The sequence below is a fragment of the Flavobacterium gelidicaeli genome, assembly GCF_013294005.1.
GTDB lineage: Bacteria > Bacteroidota > Bacteroidia > Flavobacteriales > Flavobacteriaceae > Flavobacterium.
Map to the genome: position 1 here is coordinate 289,216 of NZ_JABSNK010000005.1, position 19,152 is coordinate 308,367.

The window sequence follows — 19,152 nt, forward strand, 5'->3', positions numbered from 1 at the left end:
TTATAGTTATAATTTAGGGACCAATACCTCAGCATTCATTCCTGCGCGAAGGTTTTTTGTTTTTGCGACAGCATCAGTCAAAAGTATTCTTACTGGAAATCGCTGAATAATTTTTACAAAATTACCTGTAGCATTATCTGGAGGTAAAAGTGAAAAACGAGATCCTGTAGCGGGAGCAAGCGATTGTATTTTACCATGAAAAGTTTCATTTGAGTATGCATCTACATTAATTTCTACCTCCTGCCCTTCTTTCATATTGGCGATTTGAGTTTCCTTAAAATTAGCTACAATCCATTTTCCTTGATCTTGGTCTACAATAAAGCCTAAAGTTTGTCCTTTTTGAATTAATTGTCCCACTTGTAACGTCTTATCACCCATAATTCCGTCAGCAGGAGCAGTAATTACGGCATATGTTAAATTGAGTTTTATACTGGCTACAATAGCTTCTCTTTGTTGCACGGTGGCTTTGGCTACAGCCAATTGAGAATCGGCGTCATTAATTTTTCCTTTAGCTGTTTTATACGAGTTTTGAACCGCTTTATATTCGGCTTTTGCAATGTCAAAACTGGTTTTTATAGCTTCAAAATGTTGTGGCGTAACTGCTTCCTCAGCTAATAATTTTTTGTAACGATTGTACTCTTGTTCTTGCTGCCATAGTTTTGCTTTGGCACCAGCAATACTTGCTTCACTAACTGATGCGCTACTTGTAGTAGTCACCGTATTACTTTCTAAAACTAGCAAAGATGCTTTTGCGGAACTCAACGTCGCTTCTGCTTCTTGCAATTGCATTAAGGTTTCATTTTTATCAATTACTAATAAGGTATCTCCTTTTTGCACTTTTTGATGGTCTCTAAATTTAATTTCTTGGACAAAACCAGTTGTTCTGCTAAGTATTGGATTAATATACTCTTCTACTTGCGCATCATTTGTTTCTTCATAACGATACATTTTTACCAATGTAAAAGCGCCGTAAACCAATAATAAAAGCAATACTACAGCAGCTACACTGTATGTTATTTTTACCGTTATTCTATCAATGCGTTCGTGTCTTTCTGTTTTTGTAGCCATGATTATAGGTTTCCTGTATTTTTTTGTAATTGGTAATAATGTAATTGCTCTGAGATTCTGGCTGAAATAAGTTCAAATTGTGCTTGTAATAATTGCGTATCGGCGTCAAGTAAATCAGTTATCAAGGAAAGTTGATTAAAATAAGTCTGGTTGAGAATGCGGTAATTCTCTGTAGCTTGTTTTATATTCAGCTCTAATTCTTCAATTTTTTCTTGATCTTCCTGATAGCGTTTGTAGGCTTTATTAATGTCTTTTCGCAAATTATCCTGTACATTCTCTTGTGCTAATTTTTGTTCTTCATACAGTATTTTTGCCTCTTCCTCTTTATGGAAATCATGATAAATCGATGAGATATCATACGACAATTTTACCCCTACAACACCTAATAAGTAAGGCGCATTTGCATAAGGATACAGCTTGATTTGCGGATAAGAATAACTATAATCTCCAAACAAACCAATTCTTGGTAATTTATCGGCTTTTAATCCTTCTATATTTAATTTGCTCAAGGTTACTTTTTGCTTTTCTATTTTCTGCAAAGGCGATTTATTTAGTGCATCATCAATAAATTCCTCATAGCTAAGGAGCTTATGGCTGTCTTGAAAACCTATTTCATCAGTAGGCTTCAAGAGTTGCTCATCAGGGTCACCCATAAAAATATTTAATTCCTGCATGGTTAATTGTTCATTATTACAAATAGCGGTCAAAGCCGTTTTTTGTTTAGACAATTGCAGTTGTGCTCTAAGCACATCACTTTTTAAAACTACACCTCCATTATAAAGTTTTTGGATTAGTTTTAAACGTTCTTCGTTTTGATGAATATTCTGCTTTACTAACTTCTCAAATTGTAAGTACAGTTGTAACTTTAAATATGATTCGGCAACCTGATAATGAATAGTCTCTATAGTTTCCTCTTCTATATACTGAGACAGTTCTTGTTTTACAGCTTCTTTTTTAATGTTTGTTTTAAGCTTATGTCCGTTATAAATTTCAAAATAAGCATCTATAGTAGCCCCATAAATAGAATGGTCTTCTAGCGGGATAAAGTCGGCTTTATTTAAAATTCCGTTAGTGAAAACCGGAATATTCGCTAGTTTGCCGTAATTAGCATTAAAACCAATTTCTGGTAACTGCTTGCTTTTTGCATTTTTAATAGCTTCGACACCAGAGGCTGTGTGCAAATGATTGATTTTAATTTCTTTACTATTTGCAGCTGCTTTTTCCCAGACTTCTTTTAAAGTAATAGGAATACTATCCTGAACAACTTCTTGATTTTGGGCTACGGTAGACGATAGCGCAAATAAGAAGGAAGGAACTACCATTTTATAACAACTAAGGTGCATATTTTTCTCTTAAATTAAAAAGCAAAATTGCGATATATTTTTAAGTCTTATTTTACTAAATAAGCCATATATTTGTCAATATGAGCCAGAAACAAAATCATCCAAAATTAGCGCTTCAAGAGTTATCTTTTTTAGAGAAAGTAGATCAATTTCCAAGATCTAGCTATGTATATCACAGTAATGTAGAAGTACGACTAGAAATGCATAGTCACACTAAACATCAATTAACGTATATAGAAGGAGGAGTGGCTTACTTACAAACTAAGGAGAACTCCTATTTCTTGCCTGCACGCCACTTTGTATGGATTCCAGCGGGATTAGAACATTTTATCGAATTACGAACATCGATTACCATGATGCGCAATATTTATATTCCTAATCAGGCTTTGATGCCAAATAATTTTTATTCAAAAATGGGTATTTACCCCGTATCTACTCTAGTTTTAGAGATGATTTCGTTTACCGAAAACTGGAGTGAAAACATCACAAAAAAAGAACCTGAAAAGTATTTGTACATGAAAACCCTAGGTAATGTGATCGCATCAGCTACTAAAACAGCACTAGCAGTTGTGTTACCTACAACTACAAACATTAAGTTGCGTCCTATCCTTAGACATATTTACTTTAATGTAGATCAAACCTTGCAGTTAAAAGATATTGCTGCAAAATTCAGTTTGAGTAGTCGCAGTTTATCACGCCTATTTAGAGAAAATCTAGACATTTCATTTTTACAATACGTCAAGCTTACCCGCATTATATTAAGTATGGAAAAGCTATTGCAAACCGATCTATCAATTAGCGAAATAGCCTATGCCTCTGGATACAATAGTTTAGCCACGTTTAGCAATACTTTCTTCGAAATTGCAAAAGTGCGTCCAAGTGATTTTAGAAAAAAAAACAGAGAAAAGTCAAATTAAGTTGAATAGTTAACTCAAGTATTTTGTCATTAACTGGATTGTAAAAAACAATTATACACTTAAAATAAAACATTTTATTACTACTTGTCTGCTAAAATTTGAGTAAATTTGATAGAGCACATTTCCTTCTAGATGAACATACATTGAGTAGCAAAATATGCAATTAAATAATTATAAAAAAAAATGTAAACATGGCATTTATAGATTATTACAAAGTCCTTGGAGTAGACAAAAAAGCAACAGAGACTGAAATTAAAAAGGCCTACCGCAAAATGGCCCGAAAACACCATCCTGATTTAAACCCAAATGACAAGCAAGCCGAATTAAAGTTTAAAGAACTTAACGAAGCTAATGAAGTATTGAGCAATCCTGAGAATAGAAAAAAGTATGATCAGTATGGTGAAAACTGGGAACATGGCGAAGAATACGAAAAATCAAGACAACAGCAGCAAAGACAACATCAAGGTAATGGCCAACAAGGAGGCTTTAATGGCTTTGGAGGAGGCGATTATTCTGATTTTTTTGAATCAATGTTCAATCAATCTGGTGGTGGAGGTGGTCAACGTCGCAGTCCACAATATAAAGGACAAGATTTTAACGCTGAATTACACCTTGATCTAAAAGACGTATATACTACTCATAAAAGAACACTAACAGTTAATGGTAAAAATATTCGACTTACTATTGCTGCTGGTGTAGAAAACGGACAAGTAATTAAAATTCCAGGACATGGCGCTGAAGGTGCTTCTGGTGGACCAAAAGGAGATTTATACATTACTTTTTCGATTGATAATCATACTGATTTTAAGAGAGACAAAGAAAATCTTTATTCAACAGTTGCTTTAGACTTATATACTGCTGTGCTAGGTGGAGAAATTACTGTAGCTACGTTTGACGGAAAAGTAAAATTAAAAATCGCCGCTGGAACACAAAATGATACCAAAGTAAAATTGAAAGGAAAAGGTTTTCCCGTTTATAAAAAAGAGGGACAATTTGGAGATTTATATATCAGCTATCAAGTATCGATTCCAACCGAGCTATCTGATAAAGAAAAAGAATTATTCACTGAACTTTCTAAACTAAGAACAACATGAATACCGAAAACCTGATAACAGTACATACATTAAGCACTCATTATCAAGTAGAAGTTGCTTTTTTTAATAATTTAGACGAAATAGGACTTATAGAAATTCTAAATATTGATGAGACCCACTACGTACATAACGATGCTATTTATAAAATCGAAAAAATAATACGAATTCATCAAGACTTAGATGTAAATATTGAAGGTGTTGCTATTATTTTAAACTTGCTTCAAAAAATAGATTCCTTAGAACAAGAATTAACAACTGTTAAAAATAGTTTAAGGATCTATGACAATTAATTTTTAGCTATAATGACACTTCATTTAAGTGTCATTATAGCTTTTATTTTTTTTTATATAACACTACAAACATTGTGAAAACAAGTTATTTAAATAGTTTTCATGTTTTAAACCATATAAACTCTTAAAATGTGGTATATTACGCTCATTTACCACACATTAAGCAACATTAGTCGCAATTAAAACTTTAATTAAGGCACGATCTCTTTGCTTTAAACCAAGTTTAAGATTATGAATTACCTAAAAGATGAACTTTACGAATTACTAAAAGAAGATGTTTCAATTTTTGATTTTATTCAAGAATATGCCATTAACGGTATTTCATTTTCTGATTTAGAAAATCCTGAAAAATCATGGATGAATGCCCCCTTTTTTACAATGTTAGGTTATGATTCTAAAAGTTTCGAAAGAAGTCAATTAACACTCCCAAGCTTAATTATATCCGAAAAAAAGTCATCAAATGAAATTGATAAAAATTATATCAATCAAAAAATTATATTTAAAAACAAAGAAGGAAATAACATTATAACCGAATGCAAAGCAATTTATATAAAAAATAAGCTAGGTAACAACAGCCATATTTTAAAAGCATATAAAAAATGTAATATTGTAAGTGAAGCTGCAATATTAAATGAAGAATTAAAAAAGGAATTTGAAAAACTTAAAAAACAAGATGCTTTCTTAGACCAATGCAATCAGGCTGCAAATATTGGATATTGGGAAATTGATTTGGTTAGTCAAAAATTAAATTGGAGTAGTATGACTAAAGTTATTCATGAGACCCCTTTTGACTATATCCCGAATATAGAAACTGCTATTGACTTTTATAAAGAAGGTGAGAATAGAGATCTTATAGAAAAATCTTTTAAAGAAGCTGTTGCAAAAGGGACTCCTTTTAATCATGAACTTCAAATAATAACACTAAAAGGAAATACTAAGTGGGTGAGATCAATAGGTCAAGCCGCATTTTCTGACGGAGTGTGCACACGAGTATATGGAACTTTTCAAGATATAACCGTTGTCAAAGAAGCGAATATCGCTTTAACTACTGAAAAAGAAAAGTTAATAAGTGTTTTAAAGGGAACCAATACAGGAACCTGGGAGTGGAATATTCAAACAGAAGAAACACATCACAGCGAAATTTGGGCTGAAATAATAGGCTATCCCTTAGCTGAATTACAACCAATAAGTTCTAAAAAATGGGAAAAACTAGTACATCCCGATGATTTATTAATTACCAAACAAAAACTAGAAGAATACTTCAATAAAAAAACAGAATATTATAATGCCGAATACCGTATTAGACATAAAAACGGGCATTGGATATGGGTGTTAGATAAAGGAAAAGTAATTAGCTGGACTGAGAACAACAAACCATTAGTGATGTTTGGTACACATTATGACATTACAGAACAGAAGAAAATTAATCAACGGAACATTCATTTTATAGAACAAACACCCACAGCAATCGCTATGTTTGATAATCAAATGAACTATTTAGCTTCCTCAGAAAAATGGAAAAGCGATTACCAATTAAATGATGAAAAAATCATTGGTAAATGTCACTATGATATATTTCCAGAAATAAAACAAGAATGGAAAGCAATTCATCAAAAATGCTTGATGGGTATTCCTGATCATCGTGAAGAAGATGTTTTTATTAGAAAAGATGGAAGTATTCAATGGTTAAAATGGGAAATAAAACCTTGGCATAATGACAATGGATCTATAGGTGGTTTAATTATGTACACTGCTGATATTACGGTAAGGAAACAATTTCAAGAAAAACTTCGTATCAGCGAAGAAGCGTTTAGAGGTAATTTTGAAAATGCCGCTATTGGTATGGGCTTATTAAATACAACCGGACAATGGCTTAAGGTAAATACTAGCCTATGTAAGTTATTGGGATTTCCTGAAGAAGAAATGGTTACCCAAAATTTTCAAAAAATAACGCATCCAGATGATTTACAAGCCGATCTAAACTTATTAGATGAACTTATAAAAGGGAGACGCTCTTTTTATCATCTTGAGAAAAGATTTATATGTAAAAATGAGCGCGTCATAACCACCATCCTTTCAGCTTCACTAGTACGAGATGAGAATCAAGAACCGCTCTATTTTATTGTACAAATCATTGATATCACTGCTCAAAAAAAGGCAGAGTTACAATTAGCCGATACAATTGCAAAAACTCAGGGACTTATTGAAGCTAGTACACGTGTTGCAATTATAGAAACTAGTTTAGATGGAATAATACGGACTTTTAACAAAGGTGCCGAAAATTTATTAGGTTATAAAAAAGAAGAAATTATAGGTATTGCAACTCCTTTATTGATTCATGTAAAAGACGAAATACAAACCCGTACACAAGAATTAACTGTTAAATACAACCAACCTATTGAAGAGTTTCAAGTTTTCACTTTACCCACTGACAAAGGTGATTATGATACTAATGAATGGACCTACATTAGGAAAGACGGCTCTCAATTTCCCGTACAATTAACGATTACAGCAATTAAAAAAAATGAGGTGATTACGGGTTACTTAGGTATAGCAGTTGATATTACTTATATAAAAGAAACTGAAAAAGAAATACAGTCACTACTTACTGTTACTAAAGATCAAAATGAAAGGTTGAAAAACTTTGCTCATATTGTCTCTCATAATTTAAGATCCCATTCTGGTAATATCACGATGATGATGGATTTATTACTTTACGAACAACCTGAAATAGCAGACAATGAAATTGTAAATTTATTAAAAACAGCTTCGGTTAATTTACAAGAAACAATTAAACATCTTAATGAAGTTGTTTTAATGAATAGCGCTATAAATGAAAACCTACAATGTTTAAACTTGCACGATTATGTGGAACTGACAATAGAGAATACTCGTTCCTTAATATTTAACACAAATATTAAAATAATTAATGAGATCCTTACAGAAACGACCATTTTAGCATTACCCGCTTATTTAGAAAGTATTTTACTTAATTTAATTACAAACGCGATAAAATACAAGTCAGAAGAACGAGACAGTATGATTAAAATAAGTAGCACCCAAAAAGAAAAGTTCGTCATTTTAGAAATTGAAGATAACGGAATAGGAATAGACATGAAAAAAAATAGCTCTAAAATTTTTGGAATGTATAAAACATTTCATGATAATAAAGATGCGCGAGGTATAGGACTTTTCATAACTAAAAACCAAGTCGAAGCATTAGAAGGTAAAATTGAAGTAATAAGCAAAGAAAATATAGGAACAACTTTTAAAATATATTTTAAATATGAAAAAAATTGATATAACCTGTATCATAGATGATGATCCAATTTTCATCTTTGGCACCAAAAGAATCATGCAGTCCGTAAATTTTTGCAAAGAATACATGGTTTTTAGTAATGGCAAAGAGGCCTACGACAACCTTAAAAAAATCATACTTAATGATGAGAAACAGCCCGATGTCATTCTTCTTGATTTAAACATGCCTATTTGGGATGGATGGGAGTTTCTAGATGAGTTCATCAAGATACCAAATGAAAAAAAAATTCACATCTACATTATCACAAGTTCAATTGACCCAGCTGACATAGAAAGAGCAAAAGCGTATGATTTTATAAGCAATTATATTGTTAAACCAATTACAATGGATGAACTCAAAAAAATGATGTTCTAATTATACAATCTCAACGTTTTTTTTAAAGTTACCAAAATACACATCTTTTTTAAGCAATTTGATTTTACCCCAAACCAATTTATTTACCTAATCTAAAAATGAGTAGCTATTAAGATAACTCTAGTGACTTTTAATGCTTTATATTTTTATATAATTAAAAGTAAAACAGGTACTTAAAATTAAAGAAACGAAATTCTTTTAATCACGTCTACATTATCAGGATTAAACTTTAATTATAATAAAACTAAAAACTGCAACTTTACTTTTATAAAGCAATTACAATTGCTAAATTTAACGCGGTATAATTCTTTACAAAACAAAAATCTTTTGTATTTTAACAACCAAATGTATTACCTTACATCCCCTACTTTCTAGTAATTCAGTAGAAACAGGAGATAAAATTTTAAAAAAATAAACCATACAATATGACCATCATAATTTCACTTTGTCTACTATTGTTAGTCGCCTATTTGTTTGATCTTACAGCATCAAAGACAAAAATACCTTCTGTAATCTTACTCCTTATATTAGGTTGGTTAGTTAGAGAAGTTACCGTTTTAGTAGATATAGAAATACCTGACTTAACCTCAACACTTCCTATTTTAGGAACTATTGGATTGATTCTTATCGTATTAGAGGGTTCTCTAGAATTAGAACTCAATAAATCTAAAATTGGATTAATTAAAAAATCTTCTATTGGTGCATTTTTACCTCTAATTGTTTTGGCCTTTTCGCTTGCCTATTTATTACATTATTATGGTGGTTATTCTTTTAAAGACAGTCTTACTAACGCTATTCCGTTTTGTGTTATTAGTAGTGCTATTGCCATTCCTAGTGTACGAAATTTAAGCTCAAGCCAAAAAGAATTTATTATCTACGAGAGTAGTTTATCAGATATTTTTGGTGTCGTTTTCTTTAATTTCATTGCTTTTAACACTAGTTTTGGACTTGAAACCTTCGGATATTTCTGTCTTGAAATTTTAATTATTATTGTAATTTCAGTCGTAGCAACCATATTGCTTTCCTTTTTATTGAATAAAATTGACCATCATATTAAATTCGTACCTATCATTTTACTGATTATTTTAATTTATGAAGTGTCTAAAATTTACCATTTACCAGCTTTAATATTCATACTGGTATTTGGATTATCAATTGGGAATTTAGACGAACTAAACCATTTTAAATGGGCGCAAAGATTTAGGTTAGACTTATTGAACAAAGAGGTACATAAATTCAAAGAGCTTATTGTTGAGGCTACATTTTTAGTTCGTGCCTTGTTCTTTATGCTTTTTGGATATTTGATTCAAACCTCCGAAATTATAAACACTGATACTTTAGTATGGGCAGTTGGTATTGTAATTATTTTATTTATTTTACGCTATTTACAGCTCAAATTATCTAAAATCCCAATGTTTCCATTACTTTTTGTTGCACCAAGAGGATTAATTACCATTCTATTATTTTTATCCATAACACCAGAACATACCATTCTTATTGTAAACAAATCGCTCATTATTCAAGTAATTTTATTAACAGCAATAATAATGATGGTGGGACTAATGGTGACAGCAAAACAGCAAGAAGCTATTTTAGAAGAAAAAAGAAAGGCAAAAGAAAAAGCGCTTAAAGAGACGCCAATCACATAATCGACAACTATTTTCACAAAGCACAAAAGCCAGTAGTTACTACAAACTACGGGCTTTTTTTAAATTTAAAAGCTACTTTTTAATTAAATAAAAAAACTCGACTACTTTTTAATTTATAAAGTAGTCGAGTTTGATTCTAAAATTTAATTTGCATTAATCTCATAAGTTTTATGTTCTAAAATAAAAACATGGAGCGCTTTTGAGTAATTTAATAAATAAGAAACGACGTCTTTTTCAGGCTTCATTTCCTTAACAACTAATGATTTTTTAGAGTAAATTTTTGCCATGTTGTATGAATTAATATACCACAATAACGCACTAAACCCTTATATATTGTTAGTTAGTCAAAACAATTTGATGTTTGTCTATTACTTTTCTTAAGTTCAATAAAGCATAACGCATTCTTCCCAAAGATGTATTAATACTAACACCAGTAATTTCTGATATTTCTTTAAAGCTCATATCTTGATACATACGCATAATAAGCACTTCTTTTTGGTCAATAGGTAATTCTTCTAAAAGCTTCCTAATATCAATTTCCACTTGTGCTGAAATCATTTTGCTTTCAATAGTAGGTTCGTTATCTGACATTATAGAAAAAATAGAAAATTCTTCTGTTTCTCTATATAATGGCATTTTTTTGTTACGTCTAAAGTGATCAATAATTAAATTATGAGCAATTCGCATTACCCAAGGTAAAAATTTACCTTCTTCATTATAAGAATTAGATTTTAATGTTTTTATTACTTTGATAAATGTATCTTGAAAAATATCATTAGATACATCTCTATCAGCAACTTTAGAATATATAAATCCATAAATACGAGATTCATGTCTTTTAATCAATATTGCTAAACAATTTTCATTTCCAGCAATGTAGTTTTGTACTAATAAAGCATCTGGGAGTTCTATATTAACCATAGTTATACCTTTTATTTTTGATTAAATTTTGGAGTAATTTTCTCTAAAAAAAGTAATTTTGTGGTATAGGCTAATTGTAATTTATTGTTAATATTGAATTTCAAAAATAGTAAAAAATTTAACTAGCAAGCAAGTAATTTTAACAAAATTTTACAAATAATTTAATTATTCTAAGCAATCCCGCAATTTTAAAGAGCAAACAGCGTTTTAGTAATCTGTAATTTAGGTTCTTTTATGTACTTTATTGGTACACTTTTATATAATCAACAACAAATTCTTGCGGAAAAATTGCATCATTTACATCTGGCCCTCCAAAATTCCCTCCAATAGCCATATTAATTAGAAAATAAAATGGTTGATCAAATGGCCAAACAGCTTCCTTTTTTTCTTCTGGATCAAAACTATATAAAATTTTATTGTCTACATAGAAATCAATTTTTTCATTACTCCAATCAATCCCATAAATATGAAATCCATTTTCTATACCTTCAAGTTCAGTTTTCTTACTATTAATCGTATTTCCATGGCTATCTTCTGTATGTAAAGAGTTATAAACAGTATTTCGTTCTTTCCCTACATATTCTATAATATCAATTTCACCACATTTAGGCCATCCCACTTCATTAATATTAGAGCCTAGCATCCAGAAAGCAGGCCAAACACCTTTACCTATCGGTAATTTAGCTTTAGTCTCAAAATAACCATATTTGAATTCTTTTTTACCTTTTGTACTAATGCGTGTTGATGTATACTTATCACCCTCTTTCTTTGCGGTAATAACTAATTTGCCCTTAATAATTTCATGATTGCCATTCGTATAAAGCTGCCTTTCATTATTGCCCCAACCACAGTTGGGGCAACCATCTCCTAATTGAATGTTCCAAGTTTTCTCGTCAAGTTTTTTTCCAGTAAAGTTTTCTTCCCATACTAATTTTCGTTCTGCTTGTTGTGCAAAACCAAAAGAACTGACTAACAATATTAACATCCATTTTTTCATCTCTTTAATTTTTAGAATATGTAAAATTAGCTTCTAACGTCTTATCAGAACTACCGCCGACAAAAACATTAAAATCACCAGCTTCAGCTTCCCAAACATTATTTGCTGTGTAGTAAGTAAGGGTACTTTTGTCAATATCAAAAAGCACTTCTTTCATTTCATCAGCTTGTAATTCAATCATTTCAAATCCTTTTAGTTCTTTTACAGGACGTGTAACACTACCTATTAAATCCCTAATGTAAAGTTGTACTACTTCTTTACCAGCCACTTTACTATTGTTTTTGACTTGAATGCTTACTGTGATTTTTCCGCTTTTAGTAAAAGTGTCGCTACTTAATTTAAGATTTGAATATTCAAATTTAGAATAGCTTAAGCCAAATCCAAAAGCAAACTGAGGACTATTTTTTTCATCGATATAATGCGACCAAAAAACACTTTCTGGCGCATTCATTGTTGGCCTACCGGTGTTTTTATAATTATAATACATTGGTAACTGCCCTACATTTCTAGGAAAAGTCATAGGCAACTTACCACTAGGGTTGTAATCACCATATAAAACTTGAGCAATTGCATTACCACTTTGTGTACCTAGCTGCCAAGCTTCTACAATTGCTGGGATATTTTCGGCAGCCCATGGGATTGCTAGAGGACGACCATTATTTAAAACTAAAACAATATTTTTATTGAATTTATAAACCTCCTCTAACAATTCTTGCTGTACACCAGGCAAACCAATATCAGTTCTACTTCTACCCTCGCCAGATTGTAGTCCATGCTCACCTAGAACCATTATAACAACATCCGCATCTGTTGCAGCAGCTATAGCAGCAGCAAATTCGCTTTTGTCATTTTTATTAATTTTAGTTTCACTTATAAACTGTGTTTTACCTATTGCCACATCAGCTCCTTTTTTATAAGTAATTTGGTTCCCTACATATTTGTTCATCCCTTCAAGAACTGAAACTGCTGTATTGTCATCAGCTGCTATACGCCAACTGCCTAAAGGGCTTGTTTTATCATTTGCTAATGCACCAATAATGGTAATCTTTTGTCCCGATTTTTTTAAAGGCAGTAAATCATTTTCATTTTTCAATAAAACAATAGATTTTTTTGCCATATCTAAAACAGCCTCTTGAAAGGCTGGCTTACCTACCGCTTCTTTTTCGCGTGCTTCATCACAATATTTGTACGGATTATCAAACAAACCCAATTCAAATTTTACTTTCAAGATGCGTCTTGCAGCATCGTCAATTAAATGCACATCAACCTTTCCTTCTTGCACTAATGCCACTAGATGCGTAACATAAGCACTTGATTCCATATCCATGTCTGATCCAGCATTTATTGCAATTTCAGCGGCATGTTTACTATCTTTTGCAAAACCATGTGACACCATTTCATTGATTGATCCCCAGTCAGAGACGATAAATCCATCAAATTTCCAATCTCTTTTTAAAATATCTCTTTGCAAGTACTTACTTCCAGTTGCAGGAATTCCGTTTAATTCATTGAATGAATTCATGAAGGTACGCACACCCGCATCTGCAGCTGCTTTAAAAGGAGGTAAAATAATATTTTGCAATATTGATTCACTTACATCTACTGTATTGTAGTCTCTCCCTGATTCTGCAAAAGCATAGCCAGCAAAATGTTTTGCGCAAGCCAAAATAGTATTAGTAGCTGATAAATCTTGCCCTTGAAAACCCTGTACTCTTGCTACTGCAATTTTACTTCCTAAAAAGGGATCTTCACCTGCACCTTCCATTACTCTACCCCATCTAGCATCTCTAGCAACGTCAACCATAGGAGCAAAAGTCCAGTTTAAACCTACTGCAGAAGCTTCTTCTGCAGCTACTGCAGCTGATTTTTTAATGGCCACTAAGTCCCAACTTGCCGCTTCTGCTAGAGGTATAGGACTTATCGTTTTAAAGCCATGAATAACATCAAAGCCAAAGATTAACGGAATTCCAAGACGCGTTTCTTCAACAGCTATTTTCTGTAGTGCTTTCACGTCCTTTACCCCTTTTACATTTAGCATAGATCCTACTAAACCTTTTTTCAGGTCCTCATATTTTTTAGCCGCTTGTCCTTCCTTTGGTACGGGTCCAGTAATTTCCCAAAAACCATTGTATTGATTTAACTGACCTACTTTTTCTTCTAATGTCATTAATTTTAAAACCGAATCTACCTTTTTGTCCAGCATACTCGTAGTAGAAATTGAAGTCATAGGTGCAATTATCTTTTGGCTGCAGCCAATAAAAAGCACAACAGACATTGTTAATGACGTAAATAAAATTTTATTTCTCATTTGCTCCATTTATATTTAATAAGTAAAAGGCCGGATAAACCGACCTTTACTATATGATTTATTTATTGATACACTCTAATGTAATCGACCTCCATAGAAGACTGTGTAAAGCCACTATCAATTGCTCCTCCAAACGTTCCACCCATTGCTACATTCATAATCAAGAAAAAATCTTTATTGAATGGTAACGAGCTAGTGTTTGTAACAGTATGAAACAACACATCATCAACATATAGTTTTACTGATGCAGGACTCCATATTGCTTTATAAACATGAAATTCAGTTGCAGCATTAGCAATTGTAGTAGACCCACCGTTACCATTACCACCTGAATTTCCAGGATAATGTAACGTACCGTAAATGGTTGTAGGTTGGCTACCCTTGTATTCCATAATATCAATCTCACCACAACCTGGCCAAGTATTCGTAGCATAATCTTCTCCTAGCATCCACAAGGCTGGCCAAGTTCCTGCACCGGTAGTAAGCTTTGCTTTGATTTCAATTTTACCATAAGTAAATTCAAATTTATTTTCTGATTTCAGTCTAGCAGAAGTATAACCTGAGCCTACTTTTTTAGCAATAATTTTTAAGCTTCCGCCAGAAACAATCACATTATCTGAAGTATTAGTATAAATTTGCTCCTCAGAATTTCCCCAACCATTGTCACCAGTTCCTAAATCGTATCCCCACTTTGTAGCATCTGGAGCTCCATCAGTGTTGAACTCATCTGAGAAAACTAAATTTGTATAATCAGCAGTTGTACTTGATTGAACTGGTTTAGTAGTTGTAAACACGTGGTACCAAGCAGCACCGGCATCATTACCCATAACAGCCCTTACGACCATTCTGTTTTCAGTAAGCGATAAAATTTCATAAGTGCTCTGACCTATATAATAGCCCATAAAACCACCTTCAGAAAAAGTCATCAAAGTACTCCTTGTTTGCGTTGCTGCATTAGTATTTTTTGTTATCACAGATTCTGACAGACTCAATGAAACTGATTTTGTTCCAGTAGCCACATAATCTAAACAAGAATCATCACTCCCTGAACCGCCACCAACACTTAAGTAAGTCGCATTAAAGAACGTTTTTCCTCCATTATCTAAATTAAATTTTAGCTCCCCTGCCACTTCTGAGAAAGTCAATACGTTATCATACAAACAACTACTGCTTGCAGCTCCAGCTTTTTCAAAAGCAACTGCTTGATACCAATAACCAAAATAGTTTTGTTCAGGATTATCATTATTTGGACCAACAGCTAAATGTCCTTTTTCTGAAGCAGAAAAGTACCATTTTTTAGAACTTCCTCCTGATAATAGTTCTTTAGCTTGGTCATCATTAAAAGTACTTAATACGGTAACATCAACAGTAGTATTTGTAGCCAGACCTCCTTTACCAGATGCAATAACAGTCACTGTATAAGTATGAACTCCTACTTTAGTAAAAAGTTTTTGGTATTCACCACTAGGAGAGTTTTCAGAAGTTCCGTCAGGAAAAATGAATTTATACGAGATAGCGTCATCAGCTTTTACGGCAAATTTCACTTTTCCAGATCCATCACCATCTGGCAAATCTGCCGTTTTACCAATTAACTCATACTGTACTTCAAAATTAGAAGGAGCTGTTAACGCCCCAAAAGAGTAATCATCTTTAGAACAATTTACCATCAATAGCAAAGTAAAAATGGTAATTGTATTAAATAGTTTCTTTTTCATCTTGTATATTTTTAGTTAGATTGTTTTATATCATCAAAATAGTAGGTCGTTCCATTACCACCGACATTAAAATCAGGAAATAAAATCACATTATCATAAGCGTTACTCGCACTATAAACACCTCTAGTTGGGTTTGAAAGATCAAACGTAAGTACTTCCCATGAATTGGCAACTGTTGTAGTAGCTTCTACTTCTGCAAAAATACTTGGGTTTCCGTTAACTATTGGTGAAGTAGATACTTCTGTCTTAAATAAAATTTTCGCTCCTACTTTTGGAGACCAAACAGTAACTTTTATAGTTGTACCTTTAGTAAGATCAATATTTCCGTCTAAAGCTAAACTTGCTCCCGCCCATACTTGTGCTCCAGATGGTTTTTCTATTTTCACCACATTGTTCGATACATTACTTCCTGTTTTATCAGGATTTGTAACTACAGAAACTGGTATAGCGCCAAAATCTGATGTGCCAAAACCAACCCAAGGGTATGTTAATGCGGAAGACTCAAAATCAAGAGGCATTTCTATTAAAGCAGTAGGAGTTTTATAAAAATAGATGTTATCAATAAAAACACTTCCTGTAGCCCATGGAGTACCAACAAATTTTAATTGTATAAGATCAGCAACTGTTAAACCTTGGCTTGTAAATGCCGAAATTGGAATATCAATACTATTCCATTGATTGGCAATTAAGCTTTTTACTACTGGTTTTTCGCCATTAGTTTTATTGATTAACGAAGTTTCAATTTGTTCTAAATCTGCAGTCCACACATCCATGTGAATGAATTCCATTCCAGATACATCAATTGTAGTATTTTCAGCTAACGCAATTCCTTGATAACTAAGTTTGATATAGTTTAGCATTTTATCGCCATTTAAATCAAATTCAGTCCAACTGCTTCCTTGTCCCCCTTGTGACCAGTCTGGAAAGTAATTGGTACCAGCAACATTAGTATATTTAGATCCATAAATAGAAATAACATCTGATGCTTGTCTATTAGGTGGTGTCGCGGCAGATGTAAAAGGCTTGCTCACAACAGTTACTGTAAACTCTTTACTATATTCAGTTGTTTTAATAGCAGCACTTTTTGAAACTACTCTAATGGTATACACACCAGGATTTGCATAAGTGTAGGATAATGTTTCTCCATTATTGGCTGCAATAGGGTCCGGTTTTCCTATTTCTCCAAAATAAACCTCATAAAACAATGCATAATCAGCAGTTGCTGTGACATTTACCTGTTTTGATACAGCCAAATCATTTACAATTGTCACTACTAAGTTTTCAGGTGCCTTGAATGAAACTTCTACATTTTGAATCACTTCAGTTGTTTTTCCGTTAAGTGTAGTTCCTATAATTTTGGCATCATAGATTCCTTCTTTATAAACATGCGTTACAGTTCCTCCAGGAGCCACGTATGCAGGTTCAGTCGTTTCATCACCAAAATAAATTTCGTACTGTGTCACGCCTTCTCCACGAGGCAAAAAAGTCACATTTCCAGTATTGTCTTGGGTTACGGTGGTCAATGCAGAAATATTAGTAGGTGCTCCAAGTGTATCTATATCAACTAGATCATTCTCAGATGAGCAACTAAAAACTAACGCTGCCACGATAAGGCTTGTTATGTATTTTATATTTTTCATAATATTTTTTTTTAGTATCCAGGGTTTTGTGTCCAGTTGCCGCTTGCAAATTGAATTTCTTCAATAGGAATAGGGAACAATTCATTTTTATTTGGATTAAATCCTGGAATTTCATTTGTTTTACCTGTACGAACTAAATCAAAGAAACGAATCCCTTCTCCTGCTAATTCTACTCTTCTTTCTTCTAGAATTTTATCATATAATGCCGCTCCAGAAGCCGTAATATCGTGGTTATTATCTCCAAAAGCTCTTGCTCTTACTTCATTTAAATATGTTCTAGCAATACCGTCGTTAGGAGTTGTGCTCTTATTATGTGCCTCGGCGGCCATTAAAAGCACATCAGCATAACGAATTGCTCTATAATTATTTGGACTGGTTAACTTAACATCACCTGCAGCTTCTGATCTTCTTGTTCTAGGAATGTATTTTCTATTAAAATAACCTGTATCTTGATTTTGTTTAGTATACTTAGTTCCTGGGTTTTGAGCAATCCAAGCCACCATGTCTAAAATAGTTACTGCTTTCCTACTATCTCCAGCTTCAAATGCACTAACAATTTTAGGAGTTGGTAGATTAAAGTTGTTTCCATCGGCAAAAACAGGACCTTCGTAACCAAAGGGTCCTGAAAAACCTACAGCCACATTCCCTTCTATTCCTTGCATATAACCATAAGATCCTCCTTCTACATCAGTATATTGAATTTCAAAAACAGATTCTGGACCATTTTCTCCTTCTGCTTCAAAGATGCTTCCAAAAGGAGATAATCCCGCAGTTATTTGTTGAGCAGTTAAATCACTACTTTTAATCAAATGATAATTTCCTGTTTGTATTAATTTATCAAATGTACTAGCTGCTTTATCAAACTTTTTATCATATAAATACGCTTTTCCTAATAATGCTAAAGCTGAACCGCTAGTTGCTCTCCCTTGTTGAGAAGCTGTAGCTGATAAATTTTGTGAAGCATAAATTAAATCTTCTTGAATAGCTGCATAAACTTCAGCAACAGAAGAACGTGGAATTGATTTCTCGTCACCTGTAGAGAATCTAACATCTCCTTTCATGGGAATCCCACCAAACCATTTTACTAATTCAAACTGGTAATAAGCTCTTAAAAAACGTGTTTCAGCGAGTACTTGCGTTTTACCTTCAAAGTCGGTTTTATCTTTAAATTCAAGTATGTAATTGCACCTTTGCACACCCGCAAACATCCAATCCCACAATTTCTTTGTCTCAGCATTCACGGGCGAGTGTGTCATTTGATCCACTTGCTGATATCCAATTACATCTGTAGGGTTATTTCCTCCTGCAAAAGTATTATCAGAAGCGATCTCTCCCATTAAAACATTAACAAATGTAGTTTGTAAAAGGTCATACGCCCCAATTAAAGCATCGTCATAATCCGATTTAGAATTAAAATAATTCTCAGAATCAATTGAATAAGCTACAGGACGATCTACAAAATCATCGCTACAAGAAGTAGCAAATAAAGTAAAGAGTGCTGCACTAGCTATCGTAACAAATATATATTTTTTCATGT

Annotated in this window: 15 protein-coding genes; 6 read left to right on the forward strand and 9 right to left on the reverse strand. The window is 32.7% G+C overall.

The genetic code is table 11. From position 1 onward, the window contains the following. Positions 1-6 precede the first annotated feature (6 nt). Together HNP99_RS09950 and HNP99_RS09955 are read right to left on the reverse strand one after the other, a co-directional pair. Positions 7-1,068, reverse strand: a complete 1,062-nt coding sequence (locus HNP99_RS09950; protein WP_173853227.1) for an HlyD family secretion protein — start codon at positions 1,066-1,068, stop codon at positions 7-9. A gap of 2 nt (positions 1,069-1,070) precedes the next feature. Then, positions 1,071-2,390: a TolC family protein gene (locus HNP99_RS09955; protein WP_173853228.1), complete on the reverse strand. Its 1,320-nt coding sequence runs from the start codon at positions 2,388-2,390 to the stop codon at positions 1,071-1,073. A 101-nt stretch (positions 2,391-2,491) separates the two neighbouring features. On the opposite strand from HNP99_RS09955, the gene HNP99_RS09960 reads away from it, so the two are divergent. The 6 genes from HNP99_RS09960 to HNP99_RS09985 all read left to right on the forward strand — a co-directional run bounded on the left by HNP99_RS09960 (position 2,492) and on the right by HNP99_RS09985 (position 10,034). Beyond that, positions 2,492-3,328 (forward strand): AraC family transcriptional regulator, encoded by an 837-nt coding sequence (locus HNP99_RS09960; protein WP_173853229.1) that lies wholly within the window; start codon positions 2,492-2,494, stop codon positions 3,326-3,328. Positions 3,329-3,519: 191 nt separating this feature from the next. Continuing rightward, complete coding sequence (locus tag HNP99_RS09965) at positions 3,520-4,422, forward strand: DnaJ C-terminal domain-containing protein (protein ID WP_173853230.1); 903 nt, start codon at positions 3,520-3,522, stop codon at positions 4,420-4,422. Then, positions 4,419-4,712 (forward strand): chaperone modulator CbpM, encoded by a 294-nt coding sequence (locus HNP99_RS09970; protein ID WP_173853231.1) that lies wholly within the window; start codon positions 4,419-4,421, stop codon positions 4,710-4,712. Before HNP99_RS09965 ends, HNP99_RS09970 begins: the two co-directional genes overlap by 4 nt. Before the next feature lie 231 nt (positions 4,713-4,943). Further along, a complete protein-coding gene (locus HNP99_RS09975; protein WP_173853232.1) occupies positions 4,944-8,012 on the forward strand; it encodes a PAS domain S-box protein in 3,069 nt (1,022 codons plus the stop codon). Continuing rightward, a complete protein-coding gene (locus tag HNP99_RS09980) occupies positions 7,999-8,385 on the forward strand; it encodes a response regulator (protein ID WP_173853233.1) in 387 nt (128 codons plus the stop codon). The genes HNP99_RS09975 and HNP99_RS09980 overlap by 14 nt, the downstream gene beginning before the upstream one ends. A 425-nt stretch (positions 8,386-8,810) precedes the next feature. Next, complete coding sequence (locus HNP99_RS09985; protein ID WP_173853234.1) at positions 8,811-10,034, forward strand: cation:proton antiporter; 1,224 nt, start codon at positions 8,811-8,813, stop codon at positions 10,032-10,034. Between the two features lie 143 nt (positions 10,035-10,177). On the opposite strand, the gene HNP99_RS09990 is transcribed toward HNP99_RS09985, so the two are convergent. From HNP99_RS09990 to HNP99_RS10020, 7 genes are all read right to left on the reverse strand, one after another. Beyond that, complete coding sequence (locus HNP99_RS09990) at positions 10,178-10,321, reverse strand: hypothetical protein (protein WP_173853235.1); 144 nt, start codon at positions 10,319-10,321, stop codon at positions 10,178-10,180. 49 nt (positions 10,322-10,370) lie between these two features. Next, positions 10,371-10,955 carry an RNA polymerase sigma factor gene (locus HNP99_RS09995; RefSeq protein WP_173853236.1) on the reverse strand — a complete coding sequence of 195 codons (585 nt, stop codon included), beginning with the start codon at positions 10,953-10,955 and terminating at the stop codon, positions 10,371-10,373. 241 nt (positions 10,956-11,196) lie between these two features. Then, complete coding sequence (locus tag HNP99_RS10000; protein WP_173853237.1) at positions 11,197-11,952, reverse strand: glycoside hydrolase family 16 protein; 756 nt, start codon at positions 11,950-11,952, stop codon at positions 11,197-11,199. A gap of 4 nt (positions 11,953-11,956) precedes the next feature. After that, complete coding sequence (bglX, locus tag HNP99_RS10005) at positions 11,957-14,260, reverse strand: beta-glucosidase BglX (protein ID WP_173853238.1); 2,304 nt, start codon at positions 14,258-14,260, stop codon at positions 11,957-11,959. Positions 14,261-14,322: 62 nt separating this feature from the next. Continuing rightward, complete coding sequence (locus HNP99_RS10010) at positions 14,323-15,975, reverse strand: glycoside hydrolase family 16 protein (RefSeq protein WP_173853239.1); 1,653 nt, start codon at positions 15,973-15,975, stop codon at positions 14,323-14,325. Positions 15,976-15,986: 11 nt separating this feature from the next. Continuing rightward, positions 15,987-17,615, reverse strand: a complete 1,629-nt coding sequence (locus tag HNP99_RS10015) for a hypothetical protein (protein WP_173853240.1) — start codon at positions 17,613-17,615, stop codon at positions 15,987-15,989. Between the two features lie 11 nt (positions 17,616-17,626). Beyond that, positions 17,627-19,150 carry a RagB/SusD family nutrient uptake outer membrane protein gene (locus tag HNP99_RS10020; RefSeq protein ID WP_173853241.1) on the reverse strand — a complete coding sequence of 508 codons (1,524 nt, stop codon included), beginning with the start codon at positions 19,148-19,150 and terminating at the stop codon, positions 17,627-17,629. Between the last annotated feature and the right edge of the window lie 2 nt (positions 19,151-19,152).

Excerpts from the sequence above, each read along its gene's own strand:
- HNP99_RS09950 (WP_173853227.1), bottom strand. The coding sequence starts at position 1,068 with ATGGCTACAAAAACAGAAAGACACGAACGCATTGATAGAATAACGGTA.
- HNP99_RS09955 (WP_173853228.1), bottom strand. The coding sequence starts at position 2,390 with ATGGTAGTTCCTTCCTTCTTATTTGCGCTATCGTCTACCGTAGCCCAA.
- HNP99_RS09960 (WP_173853229.1), top strand. The coding sequence starts at position 2,492 with ATGAGCCAGAAACAAAATCATCCAAAATTAGCGCTTCAAGAGTTATCT.
- HNP99_RS09965 (WP_173853230.1), top strand. The coding sequence starts at position 3,520 with ATGGCATTTATAGATTATTACAAAGTCCTTGGAGTAGACAAAAAAGCA.
- HNP99_RS09970 (WP_173853231.1), top strand. The coding sequence starts at position 4,419 with ATGAATACCGAAAACCTGATAACAGTACATACATTAAGCACTCATTAT.
- HNP99_RS09975 (WP_173853232.1), top strand. The coding sequence starts at position 4,944 with ATGAATTACCTAAAAGATGAACTTTACGAATTACTAAAAGAAGATGTT.
- HNP99_RS09980 (WP_173853233.1), top strand. The coding sequence starts at position 7,999 with ATGAAAAAAATTGATATAACCTGTATCATAGATGATGATCCAATTTTC.
- HNP99_RS09985 (WP_173853234.1), top strand. The coding sequence starts at position 8,811 with ATGACCATCATAATTTCACTTTGTCTACTATTGTTAGTCGCCTATTTG.
- HNP99_RS09990 (WP_173853235.1), bottom strand. The coding sequence starts at position 10,321 with ATGGCAAAAATTTACTCTAAAAAATCATTAGTTGTTAAGGAAATGAAG.
- HNP99_RS09995 (WP_173853236.1), bottom strand. The coding sequence starts at position 10,955 with ATGGTTAATATAGAACTCCCAGATGCTTTATTAGTACAAAACTACATT.
- HNP99_RS10000 (WP_173853237.1), bottom strand. The coding sequence starts at position 11,952 with ATGAAAAAATGGATGTTAATATTGTTAGTCAGTTCTTTTGGTTTTGCA.
- bglX (WP_173853238.1), bottom strand. The coding sequence starts at position 14,260 with ATGAGAAATAAAATTTTATTTACGTCATTAACAATGTCTGTTGTGCTT.
- HNP99_RS10010 (WP_173853239.1), bottom strand. The coding sequence starts at position 15,975 with ATGAAAAAGAAACTATTTAATACAATTACCATTTTTACTTTGCTATTG.
- HNP99_RS10015 (WP_173853240.1), bottom strand. The coding sequence starts at position 17,615 with ATGAAAAATATAAAATACATAACAAGCCTTATCGTGGCAGCGTTAGTT.
- HNP99_RS10020 (WP_173853241.1), bottom strand. The coding sequence starts at position 19,150 with ATGAAAAAATATATATTTGTTACGATAGCTAGTGCAGCACTCTTTACT.